Origin of the sequence: Streptomyces sp. AK010 (assembly GCF_014207295.1) — a bacterium.
Classification (GTDB): domain Bacteria; phylum Actinomycetota; class Actinomycetes; order Streptomycetales; family Streptomycetaceae; genus Streptomyces; species Streptomyces massasporeus.
Genome location: NZ_JACHCX010000002.1, coordinates 459,181 through 474,806 on the forward strand (window position 1 = coordinate 459,181; position 15,626 = coordinate 474,806).

16 protein-coding genes are annotated in these 15,626 nt (G+C 69.8%); 8 read left to right on the top strand and 8 right to left on the bottom strand.

Annotated features, from left to right (window positions below):
- Positions 1-27 precede the first annotated feature (27 nt).
- Positions 28-1,974 (top strand): PQQ-binding-like beta-propeller repeat protein, encoded by a 1,947-nt coding sequence (locus HDC93_RS05430; RefSeq protein WP_185007663.1) that lies wholly within the window; start codon positions 28-30, stop codon positions 1,972-1,974.
- 270 nt (positions 1,975-2,244) lie between these two features.
- The gene (locus HDC93_RS05435) at positions 2,245-2,925 is read left to right on the top strand and encodes a LuxR C-terminal-related transcriptional regulator (RefSeq protein WP_185007666.1); all 681 of its coding nucleotides are present in this window, start codon (positions 2,245-2,247) and stop codon (positions 2,923-2,925) included.
- A gap of 265 nt (positions 2,926-3,190) precedes the next feature.
- Here HDC93_RS05435 and HDC93_RS05440 read toward each other — a convergent pair whose 3' ends face one another.
- Positions 3,191-3,508 carry a hypothetical protein gene (locus HDC93_RS05440; protein WP_185007668.1) on the bottom strand — a complete coding sequence of 106 codons (318 nt, stop codon included), beginning with the start codon at positions 3,506-3,508 and terminating at the stop codon, positions 3,191-3,193.
- A 21-nt stretch (positions 3,509-3,529) separates the two neighbouring features.
- On the bottom strand, positions 3,530-5,209 hold the full coding sequence (locus HDC93_RS05445; RefSeq protein WP_185007670.1) for a sodium:solute symporter family protein: 1,680 nt from the start codon (positions 5,207-5,209) through the stop codon (positions 3,530-3,532).
- A gap of 164 nt (positions 5,210-5,373) precedes the next feature.
- On the opposite strand from HDC93_RS05445, the gene galT reads away from it, so the two are divergent.
- The 3 genes from galT to galK are packed head-to-tail and all read left to right on the top strand — an operon-like array spanning position 5,374 to position 8,554.
- The gene (gene galT, locus HDC93_RS05450; protein ID WP_185007672.1) at positions 5,374-6,435 is read left to right on the top strand and encodes a galactose-1-phosphate uridylyltransferase; all 1,062 of its coding nucleotides are present in this window, start codon (positions 5,374-5,376) and stop codon (positions 6,433-6,435) included.
- Positions 6,432-7,400: a UDP-glucose 4-epimerase GalE gene (galE, locus tag HDC93_RS05455; RefSeq protein ID WP_185007674.1), complete on the top strand. Its 969-nt coding sequence runs from the start codon at positions 6,432-6,434 to the stop codon at positions 7,398-7,400. Before galT ends, galE begins: the two co-directional genes overlap by 4 nt.
- Complete coding sequence (gene galK / locus HDC93_RS05460; protein ID WP_185007676.1) at positions 7,400-8,554, top strand: galactokinase; 1,155 nt, start codon at positions 7,400-7,402, stop codon at positions 8,552-8,554. The genes galE and galK overlap by 1 nt, the downstream gene beginning before the upstream one ends.
- Before the next feature lie 56 nt (positions 8,555-8,610).
- Here the strand turns inward: galK and HDC93_RS05465 are convergent, their stop codons facing one another.
- The 3 genes from HDC93_RS05465 to HDC93_RS05475 all read right to left on the bottom strand — a co-directional run bounded on the left by HDC93_RS05465 (position 8,611) and on the right by HDC93_RS05475 (position 10,840).
- Positions 8,611-9,468, bottom strand: coding sequence for a hypothetical protein (locus HDC93_RS05465; protein WP_311774492.1), 858 nt, complete (start codon positions 9,466-9,468; stop codon positions 8,611-8,613).
- Between the two features lie 155 nt (positions 9,469-9,623).
- On the bottom strand, positions 9,624-10,076 hold the full coding sequence (locus tag HDC93_RS05470) for a hypothetical protein (protein ID WP_260419416.1): 453 nt from the start codon (positions 10,074-10,076) through the stop codon (positions 9,624-9,626).
- A gap of 305 nt (positions 10,077-10,381) precedes the next feature.
- On the bottom strand, positions 10,382-10,840 hold the full coding sequence (locus HDC93_RS05475) for an N-acetyltransferase (RefSeq protein ID WP_185007682.1): 459 nt from the start codon (positions 10,838-10,840) through the stop codon (positions 10,382-10,384).
- A 307-nt stretch (positions 10,841-11,147) separates the two neighbouring features.
- Here HDC93_RS05475 and HDC93_RS05480 point away from each other — a divergent pair, with 307 nt between their 5' ends.
- Positions 11,148-11,915 carry a response regulator transcription factor gene (locus tag HDC93_RS05480; protein ID WP_031104593.1) on the top strand — a complete coding sequence of 256 codons (768 nt, stop codon included), beginning with the start codon at positions 11,148-11,150 and terminating at the stop codon, positions 11,913-11,915.
- Here the strand turns inward: HDC93_RS05480 and tamR are convergent.
- On the bottom strand, positions 11,874-12,371 hold the full coding sequence (tamR, locus tag HDC93_RS05485; protein WP_185007685.1) for a MarR family transcriptional regulator TamR: 498 nt from the start codon (positions 12,369-12,371) through the stop codon (positions 11,874-11,876). The two genes, HDC93_RS05480 and tamR, sit on opposite strands and share 42 nt — an antisense overlap.
- 136 nt (positions 12,372-12,507) lie before the next feature.
- On the opposite strand from tamR, the gene HDC93_RS05490 reads away from it, so the two are divergent.
- Positions 12,508-13,338, top strand: a complete 831-nt coding sequence (locus tag HDC93_RS05490; RefSeq protein WP_185007687.1) for a trans-aconitate 2-methyltransferase — start codon at positions 12,508-12,510, stop codon at positions 13,336-13,338.
- The gene (locus HDC93_RS05495) at positions 13,338-13,697 is read left to right on the top strand and encodes a VOC family protein (RefSeq protein ID WP_185007689.1); all 360 of its coding nucleotides are present in this window, start codon (positions 13,338-13,340) and stop codon (positions 13,695-13,697) included. Before HDC93_RS05490 ends, HDC93_RS05495 begins: the two co-directional genes overlap by 1 nt.
- Positions 13,698-13,708: 11 nt before the next feature.
- On the opposite strand, the gene HDC93_RS05500 is transcribed toward HDC93_RS05495, so the two are convergent.
- Both HDC93_RS05500 and HDC93_RS05505 read right to left on the bottom strand, forming a co-directional pair.
- Entirely contained in the window at positions 13,709-14,386 is a 678-nt protein-coding gene (locus tag HDC93_RS05500; RefSeq protein WP_030844886.1) for a TetR/AcrR family transcriptional regulator, read from the bottom strand.
- Positions 14,383-15,396 carry a fatty acid desaturase gene (locus tag HDC93_RS05505; protein ID WP_185007691.1) on the bottom strand — a complete coding sequence of 338 codons (1,014 nt, stop codon included), beginning with the start codon at positions 15,394-15,396 and terminating at the stop codon, positions 14,383-14,385. The genes HDC93_RS05500 and HDC93_RS05505 overlap by 4 nt, the downstream gene beginning before the upstream one ends.
- Between the last annotated feature and the right edge of the window lie 230 nt (positions 15,397-15,626).

A 15,626-nucleotide genomic window follows, 5' to 3' on the forward strand; every position in this document is an offset into this window, starting at 1 on the left:
CGTCCCCTTCCCCGAGGTACCCACGCCATGACCCAGCCGCCGCCCCCTCCGCCCCAGCAGCCCCCGCAGGGGGGCGGCTTCGGACCGCCCCAGGACCAGCCGCCGCAGGACCAGCCGCCGCAGACCCCGCCGCCCGCGGCCGGGCCGAACCTCGGCAAGGCCCCTGAGCCGGGGTACGGCTACCCCCAGGCGCCGCAGGCTCCGCAGACGCCTGCGCCGGCCGCGCCGCAGACTCCGCCCACGCCTCCGCAGGGGTACGGGTATCCGCAGGGGGCTCCGGCGCCCCAGCCTCCGCAGGCCCGGCAGGGCCCGCCCGGCTACGGCTACCCCGGTCAGCAGCCGGGGGCGTACGGGCAGCCGCAGCAGGCGCCTTACGGGCAGCCGGGCTATGGGCAGCCGGGTTACGGGCAGCAGCCCGGCTACGGTCAGCAGCCCGGTTACGGTCAGCAGCCCGGTTACGGTCAGCAGCCCGGTTACGGCTATCCGCAGCAGGCCATGCCGCACCAGCCGCAGGCCGGACAGCCGGGCGGGGGCGGGAAGTTCAACGCCCAGATGGCGATCATCGTCGCCGCGGTCGTGGCGATCGCCCTGATCATCGGCGGCGGCGTCTGGTACGCCTCGTCCGGCAAGGACGAGGGCAGGCAGAACGACACCGCCGGTGTGAGCGGTGGCACCGGCGGCACGGACGACGACAACGGCGGCACCACCTCCGGCAAGGAGAAGGCGCCGTCCGACCCCAGCGCCAAGGTCCTCTTCCAGGTCCCGGCGCCCGAGGTGAAGAACGACAGCACGGTCGTCGTCTCCGGCTCGTGGCTCACCGACAAGGCGTACGTCAAGAGCGGCATCGCCCAGATCGTCGGCTACGACCGTGACAAGGGCAGCGAGTTGTGGAAGCTCCCGCTGGCCGGCCCGGTCTGCCAGGCCAGCCGCCACGTCACCGACGACAACCTGACGGCGATCCTCTACCAGCCGGCGATGCCCACCAAGGCCGACCCGTCGCACGGGTGCAGCCAGATCGCGCTCATCGACCTCGACGCCGGCAAGAAGCTGTGGACGAAGACCGTCAAGACCGGTGACCAGCTGATCAACTTCGACAACATCACGCTCAGCGGGAAGACCGTCGCCGTCGGCAGCACCAGTGGCGGCGCCGCCTTCGACGTCTCCGGCAAGCTCCTGTGGAGCCCGAAGCCGACCGACTCCTGCTACGACGCCGGGTACGGCGGCGGCGAGAAGCTGGTCGCGGTGCGCAAGTGCGGCTCGTACGACCAGCGGCAGCTGCACATCCAGACCATCGACCCGAAGTCCGGGAAGGTGATCTCGGAGTACAAGATGACCGAGGGCATCGAGTACGCCAGCATCGTGTCGACCAACCCGCTGGTCGTGGCCGCCGACGTCGGCGACTCCGCGGGCGACGGCAGCGGCATCTCCGACTTCTTCTCCATCGACAGCAAAACCGGCAAGCTGCGCACGCGCATCTCCGCGCCGGGCGAGCAGTTCGCGGCCCGCTGCGAGGGCATCACGCGCGTCGAGGCCTGCAACTTGCTGGCCGTCGGCAACGACCGGCTGTACCTGCCGACCGAGGAGCACGACGGCACCGGCAAGTACAGCCAGACCAACGAGATCGTCGCCTTCGACCTCGCCACCGGCAAGCAGACCGGGCAGCGGGCCGACGCGGGCGACGGCTACACGATCTCGCCGCTGCGCATGGACGGCGGCAACCTGATCGCGTACAAGCGTCCGCCCTACGACAAGGGCGGACAGATCGTGAGCATCGCCGGGGGCAGCTTCAAGCAGACGACGCTGCTGCAGAATCCCTCGACGGAGTCGGTCCGTGACGTGGAGACCAGCATGTCGCCGGAGTACTCCGAGTTCCTGTACGCCGAGGGGCACCTGTACATGTCCAAGGTGTACGCGAGCAAGCGGTCGACGGTGCGGGAGAAGGAGTATCTGGCGGTCGGCTTCGGTACGGGCTGACCAGGCTCTGGGCGGGCTCCGACCGGGGTCTGATCGGGTGCTGACCGGTTCTTGATCGACTGGTGGCTGATGTGGCCCCGTCCCTGTTCAGGGGCGGGGCCACAGCTGTTTGGCGCGGTCAACCTGGAATGAGAGGAATTTCGGCGATCCGGGGCGATTCTCGCCGGTAGGGGGAGCGCGACGTCGAACAAGCGTGTAGCTTCCGGGGGCATGAAGGCGGGGGAGCCGGGGGGCTTCCGTGGGGGGCTGGGGTGACTGGGGGGTTGCTCGATGGGAGTGCGGCTCATGGTGGTCGACGACCACCGATTGCTGGCCGAGGCGTTGGCTTCGGCGTTGAAGCTGCGGGGGCACCGGGTGCTGGCCGCGGCGGCGCCGGCCGCGGGGGCGGCGGAGCTGGTGATCACGCGGGCGCCGGAGGTGTGCCTGCTGGGGACGGCGACGCCGGCGGAACCGGGGATCTTCGACCCGGTGGTGAAGATCAAGCGGGAGCGGCCGCAGGTGGCGGTGCTGGTGCTGGGGCCGGTGCCGAGCCCCCGGGGCATCGCGGCGGCGTTCGCGGCGGGGGCGTCGGGGTACGTCCGGCACGATGAGCGCATAGAGGGTGTCGAGCGAGCGATCATGAAGGCGCGGTCGGGGGAGGCGGCGGTGGCGCCGCAGCTGCTGCAGGGGGCGTTCAGCGAGTTGCTCAACCCGGCGGCCCAACCGGACGACGAGGGCCAGCGGTTGCTCCAGATGCTCACGCCGCGGGAGGTGGAGGTCCTGGTCCGTGTCGCCGACGGCGAGGACACCCGCCTGATCGCGGCGGGCATGGGCATCGCACCGTCGACGGCGCGTACGCACGTCCAGCGGGTGCTGATGAAACTGGGCGTGGGGTCCCGGTTGGAGGCGGCGGCGTTGGCGGCACGGACGGGGTTGCTGGACCGGGCGGGACCGGTGCCGCGAGAGCTGTGAGGTGAGTGGGGGTGTGCGTGCGCTTTGCCTGACGCGGGGTGGGGGTGCGCAGCCGCCCCGCTGCGGGCATGCGTGCCGCTGGGGGCGGCACGGGTGGGCGCAGCGGCACCCCGTTCCGCCGGGCTGCGGACCCACCCGGCTTCGGCGCCGACGCGGTGGCACCTCGGGATGCCGGGGCGTGGGCTCACCCGGCCTCGGCACCGACGCCGGGTGCCCCGCTACCCAGGGCTGTGCACCCACCCGGCCCCGGCATCGACGCGCAGCGCTACCCCACCTGCTCGTCGTCCTCCGGCTCAACCCCGGGCGGAGCCGGGGCCGCCGGCCTCAGCTTGAGCCAGGCCAGGAAGAACAGGCCCAGCAGGAGCATCCCCAACCCGGTCCAGAGGTTGATGTTGACGCCCGCCGCCTTGTCGATGTCGGCGTCGGACGCCGTAAACCCCGCGATCGTGACGATGACGCCGTAGACCACGAACAGCCCACCGATGATCCGCCGGATGTCGAACAGCCGCGCTGCGGTCGCCGACTTGCCCTCCAGGTCGGTGATTTCCCGCTGCAGGTCCTTCTCGGAGTGGGACTCGGACATGTGCGATCAATCCTCCGTCGGTCAGAACGAGAACGGGATGTAGCAGGCCGCGGCCAGGACGATCGCGCCCCAGCCGAGCAGCGCCGGTTTGCGGTACCAGGCCTCGTCCCCGGGCGCCGGAGGCTCCGCCATGCCGGGTGAGGTCGTGCCGTAGACCAGTCCCTGCAACTCCTCGGTCGGCTTGGGCGCCGTGAACAGTGACACCGCCACCATCACCACCGCACCCGCGACGAAGCCCGCGATCGCCGAGACGAAGTTGGCCCCCTGGTCGGAGGGGATGTCGATGATGTCCTGCTTGTAGAGGACGAAGTAGTTGACCATCGCCGCGGTGGTGCCCGCGAGCAGCCCCCAGAAGCCCGATTTCATCGAAGCCCGCTTCCAGAACATGCCGATGATGAAGACGACGAACATCGGCACGTTGAAGAAGGAGAACAGCGTCTGGAGGTAGGCCATGATGTTGGAGAAGGACCGCGCGAGGAACGCCGTGCCGATGGAGGCCAGGACGCCGACCGCGGTGATGAGGCGGCCGAAGCGCACGTAGTACGCGTCCTCACGGTCCCGGACGACGTACTTCGCCCAGATGTCCGTCGTGAACACCGTGTTGAACGACGACACGTTGGCCGCCATGCCCGCCATGAACGCCGCGAGCAGGCCGGTCACGGCGATGCCCAGCACGCCGTTGGGCAGCAGCTGTTCCATCAGGTAGGGGATGGCGTCGTTGTACTGCAGGTCGGAGTCGGACGTGCCGATCTTGGGGACCAGGACCGCGGCGACCAGGCCCGGGATCATGACCAGGAACACGATGAAGATCTTCGGGAACGCGGCGATCAGCGGGGTGCGCTGCGCCGCCGAGAGGTTCTTCGCGGACAGCGCGCGCTGCACCTCGGCGAAGTTCGTCGTCCAGTAGCCGAAGGAGAGCACGAAACCGAGACCCAGGACGATGGTCAGCCAGTTCGCGCCGAGCGGGTTGTCGCTGCCGATGCCCGTGCCGCCCCAGGACGTCATGAAGTCGGCGCCGCGACTCTCGGTGAGGGAGTCGGACAGGCCGTCCCAGCCGCCGACCTTCTTCAGGCCGAGGAAGGTGATGGGGATGAGCGCCGCCAGGATCACGAAGAACTGGAGGACCTCGTTGTAGATCGCCGAGGACAGGCCGCCGAGGGTGATGTAGGCGAGGACGAAGAAGCCGGCGACGACGATCGCCACCCACTCCGGCCAGCCCAGCAGCGCCTCGACGACGATGGCCAGGGCGTAGAGGTTGACGCCGGCGATGAGGATCGCGGCGAAGGCGAAGAGGACCGAGCTGAGCAGGTGCGCCGCCTTGTCGAAGCGCAGCAGCAGGAACTCGGGGACCGAGCGGACCTTGGAGCCGTAGTAGAAGGGCATCATCACCAGGCCCAGGAAGACCATGGCCGGGATGGCGCCGATCCAGTACCAGTGCGTGGTGTAGACGCCGTACTGGGCGCTGTTGGCGGCCATGCCGAGGATCTCGGTTGCGCCCAGGTTGGCCGCGATGAACGCGAGGCCGGTCACCCAGGCGGGCAGCGAACGGCCGGAGAGGAAGAAGTCGAGACTGGTCTTCACCGAGCGGCGGGCGGCGAAGCCGATGCCGAGGACGACGACGAAGTAGATGCCGAGGATCGTGTAGTCGAGCCAGTTCGTGGGGAGTCGCAGCTCGGCTGACAGATATGTGGGGGTCTGCATGAGCCCTCGCTTCGTAGCGTGAACCGATACCTCGCGGAATCTACTTCTCCGCCTTCAGTGATTGAACACGTCCGATGACGCTCTTTGTTTGATTGTGATGTTGACGATTGGGGTGGGTCGTGTTTAAGTATGTTGGGTTCTGTTTGAAGGACAAGGAGTCCGGCGTGAAGAAGACCTCGACCCGACTGGCCGACGGTCGCGAGCTCATCTACTACGACCTGCGTGACGACAGCGTGCGGAACGCGACCGACCGCCGACCGCTGGACCGCACCGTCACCACGTCCGAGATCCGCCGCGACCCCCTGCTCGGCGACTCCGTCGCCATCGCCTCGCACCGCCAGGGCCGCACCTACCACCCCCCGGCCGACGAGTGCCCCCTGTGCCCCTCCGAGGGCGACCGCCTGAGCGAGATCCCGGACTCCTCGTACGACGTCGTCGTGTTCGAGAACCGTTTCCCCTCGCTCGCCGGCGACTCGGGCCGCTGCGAGGTCGTCTGCTTCACCTCCGACCACAACGCGTCCTTCGGCGAACTCACCGAGGAGCAGGCGGGCCTGGTGCTGGAGGCCTGGACGGACCGCACGTCGGAGCTGTCGCATCTCCCTGCCGTCGAGCAGGTGTTCTGCTTCGAGAACCGGGGCGCCGAGATCGGCGTGACCCTCCAGCACCCCCACGGGCAGATCTACGCCTACCCCTTCACCACGCCCCGCACCGCCCTGATGCTCCGCTCGGTCGCGTCCCACAAGGAGATGACCGGCGGGGAGAACCTCTTCGACGCCGTCCTGGAGCGTGAACTCGCCGGTGAGCGGGTCGTCCTGGAGGGGGCACACTGGGTCGCCTTCGTGCCGTATGCCGCGCACTGGCCGTACGAGGTCCACCTGTACCCCAAGCGCCGCGTGCCCGACCTGCTCGGCCTGGACGAGGGCGCGCGCACAGAGTTCCCCAAGGTTTATCTGGAACTCTTGAGGCGCTTCGACCGGATCTTCGGCGAGGGTGAGGCTCCGACGCCGTACATCGCCGCCTGGCACCAGGCGCCGTTCGGCGCGCTGGAGGAGTTCGACGGGGTCGTGCGCGAGGACTTCGCGCTGCACCTCGAGCTTTTCACCATCCGCCGCACTTCCGGCAAGCTGAAGTTTCTCGCGGGTTCCGAGTCCGGCATGAACGTGTTCATCAACGACGTGCCGCCGGAGCGCGCGGCCGAGCGACTGCGAGAGGTAGCGAGTTCATGAGCGGGAAGTACCTGGTGACGGGTGGCGCGGGATACGTCGGCAGCGTGGTCGCGCAGCACCTGCTGGAGGCCGGTCACGAGGTCGTCGTCCTCGACAACCTCTCCACGGGCTTCCGCGAGGGCGTCCCCGCGGGCGCGACGTTCGTCGAGGGCGACATCCGCGACGCCGCCAAGTGGCTGGACCCCTCCTTCGACGGCGTGCTGCACTTCGCCGCGTTCTCGCAGGTCGGCGAGTCGGTCGTGAAGCCCGAGAAGTACTGGGACAACAACGTCGGCGGCACCATGGCGCTGCTGGCCGCGATGCGCGAGGCGGGCGTGCGCACGCTGGTCTTCTCCTCGACGGCGGCGACGTACGGCGAGCCGGAGCAGGTCCCCATCGTCGAGTCGGCGCCCACGTCGCCGACCAACCCCTACGGCGCCTCGAAGCTCGCCGTCGACCACATGATCACGGGCGAGGCGGCGGCGCACGGCCTCGGCGCGGTCTCCCTGCGCTACTTCAACGTGGCGGGCGCGTACGGCGCGTACGGCGAGCGCCACGACCCCGAGTCCCACCTGATCCCGCTGGTCCTCCAGGTCGCGCAGGGCAGGCGCGAGGCGATCTCGGTCTTCGGCGACGACTACCCGACGCCGGACGGCACCTGCGTGCGCGACTACATCCACGTCGCGGACCTGGCCGAGGCGCACCTGCTGGCCCTGACGGCCGCCACCTCCGGCGAGCACCTCATCTGCAACCTCGGCAACGGCAACGGCTTCTCGGTCCGCGAGGTCATCGAGACGGTCCGCACGGTGACGGGCCACGCGATCCCGGAAGTGGTCGCCCCGCGCCGGGGCGGCGACCCGGCGGTCCTGGTGGCGTCGGCCGACACGGCCCGCGAGAAGCTGGGCTGGAACCCGTCCCGCGCGGACCTCGCGGGGATCGTCGCGGACGCGTGGGACTTCGCGCAGAACATCTCAAGGGAGCAGTAGTGGGCGCACAGCAGGTGCGGGACGGTTTCGAGGAGCTCTACGGAACCGCCCCCGAGGGTGTCTGGGCGGCCCCGGGCCGCGTCAACCTCATCGGTGAGCACACCGACTACAACGACGGCTTCGTGATGCCCTTCGCGCTGCCGCACACCGCCGTGGCGGCCGTCTCCCGGCGCACGGACGGCGTGCTGCGCCTGCACTCGGCGGACGTCGAGGGCGGGGTCGTCGAGCTGCGCGTCGACGAGCTGGCGCCGGGGGCGGACCGGAACTGGACGGCGTACCCGTCGGGCGTGCTCTGGGCCCTGCGCGAGGCCGGCCACGCGGTCACGGGCGCGGACATCCACCTGACCTCCACGGTCCCCTCCGGCGCGGGCCTGTCGTCGTCGGCGGCGCTGGAGATCGTCGTCGCGCTCGCCCTGAACGACCTGTTCTCCCTCGGCCTGCGGGGCTGGCAGCTGGCCCGCCTGTGCCAGCGCGCGGAGAACGTCTACGTCGGTGCCCCGGTCGGCATCATGGACCAGACGGCGTCGGCCTGCTGCGAGGCCGGCCACGCCCTGTTCCTCGACACGCGCGACCTCTCCCAGCGCCAGATCCCCTTCGACCTGGCCGCCGAGGGCATGCGGCTCCTGGTCGTCGACACGCAGGTCGAGCACTCCCACAGCGAGGGCGAGTACGGCAAGCGCCGCGCCGGCTGCGAGAAGGGCGCGGACCTGCTGGGCGTCGACGCGCTGCGGGACGTCCCCTACGCCGACCTGGACGCGGCCCTGGCCCGCCTGGGCGACGAGGAGGAGGTCCGCCGCCTGGTCCGCCACATCGTCACGGAGAACGAGCGCGTCGAACGGGTCGTCTCCCTCCTGGAGGCGGGCGAGACCCGCGCGATCGGCCCCGTCCTGGTCGAGGGCCACGCCTCGCTCCGCGACGACTTCCGCATCTCCTGCCCGGAGCTGGACCTGGTCGTCGACACGGCCCTGGCCTCCGGCGCGCTGGGCGCCCGCATGACGGGCGGCGGCTTCGGCGGCTCGGCGATCGTCCTCGCGGAGGAGCCGGACGTCGACGCCATCACCAAGGCAGTGACAGAGGCCTTCGCGACGGCGGGCTTCACAACCCCCCGAGTCTTCGAAGCGGTCCCCTCATCGGGCGCCCACCGCCTCGACTGACCGACCCCGACGCCAGCGGTGCCCTCCCTCCAGCGGGGAGGGCACCGCTGCCACGGTCAGCGGTTGACGGACTGGATCTCCTGGACGGGCACCTCGGTGGTGGTGGCGAAGGTGCCGTTGGGCAGATCGCCGCCCGTGTTCCCCGCGCCTTCCCAGGTGATCTCCCAGGTGAGAGTCGCCTTCAGGCCGTAGGTGCCGTCCCCCGACGAACGCAGGTACCGGACCCCGCACGGAGGCGTCAGCTCCGCCTTGCCCCGGGCATACGGCTCTCCGATGGAATCGTCGTCGTTGATCAGGCACTCGCCGGACGAGGGAAGGGCTTGCGCGTCCGCCGTTCCCGGATCGATGTGCAGGCTCACCGGCTTCGCCGTCGTCGTCGCCCACAGCCCGGTGCCGGGCAGACTCGCCGTGACGGAAACGGGCTTGAAGGCGCCCTTGTCCAGCCAGACCCAAGTGGGCGCGTTGACCGTGGACCTGGCGTCCGGCGCGAGGGAGATCTTGGTCGGCGGCACGACCGTGCGCTGGTGCGCGAGCCCGGCGAGGGTCTCGGTGTCGATGGCCTGGGGGACACCCGGGTTCTTATCGTTGTCGACCCAGAAGGGGTCGCGTTTGCAGTTTCCGGCGGCTGGGTCGTCCTCCATCTTCGGATTCGTGACGGCGACCCACCACATGCCCTCGTCGTTCTTGTCGATGTTGAAGTCCTTGTAGGGACGACCCTCCTTGTAGCGGGCCTTGTCGTCCGCCACGCCATCGGGCGCACCACCGACGGAGTCGTAGATGGACCAGTTGGCCTCGGTGTAGGTCTTGAAGTCCTTGGCCTTCCAGTAGGGCTCGTACCAACAGGCCGGAGGTTCCCAGTCCATGGCGGTGGAGGTGATCGGGCCGCCGTCCTTCGACGGGGTTGCGCCATTCACATTGAAGGTGATGCGTGACTGAAGCACCCGTCCTGATGAGTTCCCGGACGCTTGCGAGACCTGGGTTCCGTTGCTGCCGATCCCGCCGGCGACAGCCGTGTCCACCCCGAGGAGGAGCATTGCGGCGGTCAGTGCCGCCAGTGCCGCGCGCTGCGTCACGGCTGGCACCTCTGGGCGCCGCGGTCCTCGTGAAGCTTCCAGATCTGCCAGACGCCCTGCTTGTCCCTCTTCACGCTGGCGTTGTAGTACACGTAGCTGTCAGGCGAGGTCTCGACCACCTTCACCTTGTCCGTCTTGAGGTCCTTGACGTTGGCCTTGCTCTCGTCCACGCAGTAGGTCAGGGCCGCCGACGTCTTGTCGAACACCGTCACTTGTCGGTCGAAGTAGCGCAGAGTGCCGGCCCAACTGGTCTTCCTGGCGTTGTTGTCCTTCGCGTAGTTGTAGACGCCCGTCAGTGCGGCGTCCGTGTAGTAGAAGCCAATGCCCGACTTCGCAAGATCGCCGGACGCCACGGCCTGCCACACCGTGCTGACGGCCCGTTCGTTGTCCGCCAGGATCGCGTCCTTGACGGAGTCGCCCGTCTGCCGGTCCTCGAAAGCCAGCTTCATGTCTCCGGGCAGCTTGATCTCCGGCCGATCGATCCCGTCCGCAGACGCGGAGGCCGAAGGCGAAGCCGATGCCTTGTCACCCGAACCCGCACCGGCGATCTTGTCGGACGATGACGAACTGTCACCTCCCCCGGAGCCACAGGCGGTCAGCAGCAGGGCCGCGGATGCGGTGAGCGCGGCTGTCACGAGCCGAGCGGGGCGGTTCACTGTGTCTCCCGTTGATCATGTGTGGGGGGATAACTCAAGCGAACCAACGCTATCGGTGAGTGAAGGCGGGGCGTCATCGAGGGTTTCGTCCCCGCAGCTCAGCCCAGCCTCTTCGTCAGCATGTACTCCGTGATGCCCGGGGGGTAGTCCGGCACCACGCACACCACCTCGTACCCCTGCTTCTCGTAGAACCGCGGGGCCTGGAAGTCCCAGGTCTCCAGGCGGGACGCGCGGCAGCCGCGGGAGGCTGCCGCGATGTGTTCCGCCTGGGCGAGCAATCGCGCGCCCAGGCCCCTGCCGCGGTGGCGTTCGTCGACCCAGAGGTAGGTGACGTGGAGCCAGGTCGCCCAGGTGTGGCCGACCAGGCCGCCGGCGAGGGCGTCGTCCCGGTCGTTCACAGCCCATACATGCAAGGGCGCGTCCCTTTCGTCCGGTGTTCCGCGCAGGGCGCGCAGGATCGGGGAGGCGGCTGTGTTCGTGTCCCGCAGGCGTGTGCGGAGCAGATCACGTCGGGCCTTGTCGACTTCTGTCTCAAGACGAAACATGCGGCACACCATAAACGCGTCGGACAGTCAGTTCTGCAAATAACCTTCCGCTCCGGGCCCCCGTCCGTACCCTGATGAACAGCACCGGTGGGGGCCGGTGCCGCTCAGGGGGCGAGACAGCCGGGTACGACGCCCGGGGTGGGGGTAGCGGTACTGCACGGCGGCGGCCGTGCGGCTGCGGCGACCCGAACAGGCTGCTGCGGCAACGACCGACGGTCGGACGCGGCAGAGCCGGACACTCCGGCGTCGTACCCGCGCGGTGTCATCCTCCGACGATGGGGTAGCCCCTGCTCTTCGGGAGCTCGGGGAAGGGGGTTTCGTGGTTCGCATCCGAGTCCTGGTCGTCGACGACCATCGCATCTTCGCGGAGTCACTCGCGGCGGCCCTGGCGGCCGAGCCGGACGTCGACGTCTCCGCGGCCGGCAGTGGTCCGGCCGCGTTGCGCAGCCTGGAGCGGGCGGTCGCCGAGGGGCGGCGCTTCGACGTGCTGCTCGTGGACGCCGACCTTGGCGGCAAGGTGCCGGGCGCCCGCCCGGCCGTACCCGTGCAGGAGGGCAACGAGGACGGGCTCGTCGACGGGATCTCCCTCGTCACGGGCGTGCGCTCGGCGCAGCCGCACGTCCGGATCGTCGTGCTCGCCGAGAAGGACGACCCGCGGCGGGCGGCGCTCGCCCTGCAGGCCGGCGCCTCCGGGTGGGTGGCGAAGGACTGCTCCCTGTCCCGGCTGCTCACGGTCATCCGGGGTGTGCTGCGGGACGAGACGCATCTGCCGCCCGCGCTGCTGACGGGCGTGCTGCGGGAGCTCACCGCCGCCCGCAAGCACCGCACCGAGAGCGAGAGGCTCGTCGAGTCCCTCACTCCGCGTGAGCGGGAAGTGCTGCGGTGCATGGTCGCGGGGCTGGGGCGCAAGGCCGTCGCCGAGCGCCTGTATCTGTCGCCGCACACCGTGCGGACCCACATGCAGAACGTGCTCGGCAAGCTCGGCGTGCACTCCACCCTCGCCGCCGTCGCCCTCGCGCGGCGCGCCGGGGTCGGACCCGTGGACCTAGCCGGGGATGTTGTCGAACGGGGCGGTCAGCTGGCGTAGCAGCCCCGCCAGTTCGCCGCGCTGGGCCCGGGAGAGCTCCGCGAGGATCGCGCGCTCCTGCTCCAGCAGACCCGCCAGGGCCTGGTCCGCGCGGTCCCGCCCCTCGTCCGTCAGCCGGACCAGGACGCCTCGGCGGTCACTGGGGTCGGGGAGCCGTTCCACCAGACCCTTCTTGGCCAGGCGGTCGATGCGGTTCGTCATCGTGCCCGAGGTGACGAGCGTCTGGGTGAGGAGCTGCCCCGGCGAGAGCTGGTACGGCGTGCCCGCACGGCGCAGGGCCGTCAGGACGTCGAACTCCCACGGCTCAAGGTTGTGCTCCGAGAACGCCAGCCGCCTCGCCCGGTCCAGATGCCGGGCCAGTCTGCTCACACGGCTGAGCACCTCGAGCGGTTCCACGTCGAGGTCAGGGCGCTCCCGGCGCCACGCTGCGACCAGCCGATCGACCTCGTCCTCCATGACGATCAGTGTAGTGGTTGTGTCGACGTAGAGTCTCTTGACGTTCAGTTTCTTGACGTCGAGATACTTAAAGGATCACGCTGGGTGTGCGTTCCGCACCGTCACCACCAGGACACACAGGACACCAGGAGGACTCATGTCCGCAGCCACCCCCACCTGGGACCCCACCCAGTACCTCCGCCACGCCGACCACCGCGCCCGCCCCTTCACCGACCTCCTCGCCCGCGTCCCCGACCTGCCCACCCGACCGTCCGCGGACCACCCCCGCATCGCCGACCTCGGCTGCGGACCCGGCAACGTCACCACGCTGCTCGCCGCCCGCTGGCCCACCGCCCGGATCACCGGCTACGACAACTCGCCCGAGATGCTCGACAAGGCCCACGTCGACCACGAGGGGCCGACCCCGGGCGGCGGGCGTCTCGACTTCGGCCGCGCCGACGTACGGACGTGGACACCGGACGAACCCCACGACCTGATCATCAGCAACGCCACGCTCCAGTGGGTGCCCGGCCACGCCGAGCGCTTCCCCGACTGGGTGGCGGGACTGAAGCCCGGCGGCACCCTCGCCTTCCAGGTGCCCGGCAATTTCGCCGCTCCCAGCCACCGGCTCATGCGCGAACTCGCCGGTTCACCGCGCTGGCGCGACCGGCTCGCCGACACCCTGCGCCACGCCGACGCCGTCCACGCCCCCGAGGCCTACCTGGAGCGGCTGACGTCCCTCGGCTGCGCGGCCGACGTGTGGGAGACGACGTACATCCACCTGCTCCAGGGCGAGGACCCGGTGCTCGACTGGGTGAAGGGGACCGGCCTGCGGCCCGTGCTGACCGCGCTCGCCGACGACCCCGAGGCGCGGGAGGCGTTCGTCGCCGAGTACCGGGCGGCGCTGCGCGAGGCCTATCCCGCCGGTCCGCACGGCACGCCGTTCCCCTTCCGCCGGGTGTTCACCGTCGCCCGGAAGGAGGGCTGATGATCACCGCCCTCGACCTTGTCCAGGTCGCCGCCCCGCCCGGCAGCGAGGAGCGGCTGCGGGCGTACTGCGTCGACGTCCTCGGCATGACCGAGGTGCCGAAACCGCCCGAGCTCGCCCGGCGGGGCGGGTGCTGGTTCCGGGCCGGGGCGGTGCAGCCGCACCCGGGGATCGAGGAGGACTTCCGGGCGGCGAGCAAGGCCCACCCCGGACTGCGGGTGACGGGCATCGACGACTGCGCCGCCCGGCTGGAGTCCGGCGGGGCGTCCGTCGTCCGGGACTCCGCCCTGCCCGGGCACAAGCGGTTCTACGCGCAGGACCCGGTCGGCAACCGCCTGGAGTTCCTCGAGCCCCTCTGAGACGGACCTGGTCAGGCCTTGCGGCGCCCTATCAGATGCGGCTTGGCCTCTATCCCGTCCAGGCCGTGCCACGCCAGGTTCACCAGGTGCGCGGCCACCTCGGCCTTCTTCGGCCGGCGCACGTCCAGCCACCACTGGCCGGTCAGGGCGACCATGCCGACCAGGGCCTGGGCGTACAGCGGGGCCAGCTTCGGGTCGAAGCCGCGGCTCTTGAACTCGCGGCCCAGGATGTCCTCCACCTGCGTGGCGATGTCCGAGATCAGCGAGGCGAAGGAGCCCGTCGACTGGGGGATGGGGGAGTCACGGACCAGGATGCGGAAACCGTCCGTGTACTCCTCGATGTAGTCCAGCAGGGCGAACGCCGCCTGTTCGCACAGTTCGCGGGGGTGACCGGCCGTGAGGGAGCTGGTCACCATGTCCAGCAGGCGCCGCATCTCACGGTCCACCACGACCGCGTACAGCCCTTCCTTGCCGCCGAAGTGCTCGTACACCACCGGCTTGGAGACCCCGGCCTTCGCCGCGATCTCCTCCACCGACGTGCCCTCGAAACCCTTCGCCGCGAAGAGCGTGCGACCGATCTCCAGCAACTGCTGGCGGCGCTCGGCACCGGTCATCCGGGTGCGACGCGCTCGCCGCGGCTTGTCATTGCTGGGGGTGCTGCTCGAGTCGGTCGCCACAGCGCCCATCATGCCGCCTCGACCGGCTCCTTCCCGCGCGGGGAGCCGCCTTCCCCGGTATCACGGCGCGAATCGATACGGGAGCGTGACGGCCACCGCACGTCGTACGCCCAGCCCGCCATCTCGAACCAGCGGATCAGCCGGGCGGACGAATCCAGCTGCCCGCGCATCACACCGTGCCGGGCCGACGTCGGGTCGGCGTGGTGCAGGTTGTGCCAGGACTCACCGCAGGACAGCACCGCCAGCCACCACACGTTGCCCGAGCGGTCACGCGACTTGAAGGGACGCTTGCCGACCGCGTGGCAGATCGAGTTGATCGACCAGGTCACGTGGTGCAGCAGGGCCACCCGCACGAGCGAACCCCAGAAGAAGCCGGTGAACGCGCCCCACCAGGACATCGTGACCAGACCGCCGATCAGCGGCGGCAGCGCCAGCGACACCACCGTCCACAGGACGAACTGGCGGGAGATGTTGCGGAGCGTCTTGTCCTTGATCAGGTCCGGGGCGTACTTCTCCTGCGACGTCTGCTCCTCGTCGAACATCCATCCGATGTGTGCCCACCACAGGCCCTTCATCAGGGCCGGAAGGGTCTCACCGAACCGCCACGGCGAGTGCGGGTCACCCTCCGCGTCGGAGAACTTGTGATGCTTGCGGTGATCGGCCACCCAGCGCACCAGCGGACCCTCGACCGCCATCGACCCCGCGATCGCCAGGGCGATCTTCAGTGGCCGCTTGGCCTTGAAGGATCCGTGCGTGAAGTGACGGTGGAAGCCGATCGTGATGCCGTGGCACCCCAGGTAGTAGAAGAAGACCAGCAGACCGAGGTCCAGCCAGCTCACCCCCCAGCCCCACGCCAGCGGCACGGCCGCCAGCAGCGCCACGAACGGGACGGTGATGAAGAGGAGCAGGGCGATCTGCTCGATGGAGCGCTTCTTCTCGCCGCCCAGCGTGGCGGAAGCGGCATCGGTGGCCTGACCGGGCGCCTTCGGGGCGTCCTCGATCACGTCGGAACTACTGGTCATACGCGCCCCCCGGGGGGTATGTGGATGGAGAAGGGGTAGCCGGGGCACGTCAACCGTGATGTGCTTCCTACGGTTCCGTAACCTACGGCATCGTAAGTATGGCAGTGCGTCGCCCGGCGGCAAGAGCCCGCGAGCCTGCGCGTCCTTGCCGACACCTATCCTTGAGTCGGTCGGACAGCGCGGTCCGCTCTGATTTTCCCGGATGTACCGGACCGTATGCGGCGCCCCGC

Coding starts and splice junctions, on each gene's coding strand:
- HDC93_RS05430 (WP_185007663.1), top strand. CDS start 28: ATGACCCAGCCGCCGCCCCCTCCGCCCCAGCAGCCCCCGCAGGGGGGC.
- HDC93_RS05435 (WP_185007666.1), top strand. CDS start 2,245: ATGGGAGTGCGGCTCATGGTGGTCGACGACCACCGATTGCTGGCCGAG.
- HDC93_RS05440 (WP_185007668.1), bottom strand. CDS start 3,508: ATGTCCGAGTCCCACTCCGAGAAGGACCTGCAGCGGGAAATCACCGAC.
- HDC93_RS05445 (WP_185007670.1), bottom strand. CDS start 5,209: ATGCAGACCCCCACATATCTGTCAGCCGAGCTGCGACTCCCCACGAAC.
- galE (WP_185007674.1), top strand. CDS start 6,432: ATGAGCGGGAAGTACCTGGTGACGGGTGGCGCGGGATACGTCGGCAGC.
- HDC93_RS05470 (WP_260419416.1), bottom strand. CDS start 10,076: ATGAAGCTGGCTTTCGAGGACCGGCAGACGGGCGACTCCGTCAAGGAC.
- HDC93_RS05475 (WP_185007682.1), bottom strand. CDS start 10,840: ATGGTGTGCCGCATGTTTCGTCTTGAGACAGAAGTCGACAAGGCCCGA.
- tamR (WP_185007685.1), bottom strand. CDS start 12,371: ATGGAGGACGAGGTCGATCGGCTGGTCGCAGCGTGGCGCCGGGAGCGC.
- HDC93_RS05490 (WP_185007687.1), top strand. CDS start 12,508: ATGTCCGCAGCCACCCCCACCTGGGACCCCACCCAGTACCTCCGCCAC.
- HDC93_RS05495 (WP_185007689.1), top strand. CDS start 13,338: ATGATCACCGCCCTCGACCTTGTCCAGGTCGCCGCCCCGCCCGGCAGC.
- HDC93_RS05500 (WP_030844886.1), bottom strand. CDS start 14,386: ATGATGGGCGCTGTGGCGACCGACTCGAGCAGCACCCCCAGCAATGAC.
- HDC93_RS05505 (WP_185007691.1), bottom strand. CDS start 15,396: ATGACCAGTAGTTCCGACGTGATCGAGGACGCCCCGAAGGCGCCCGGT.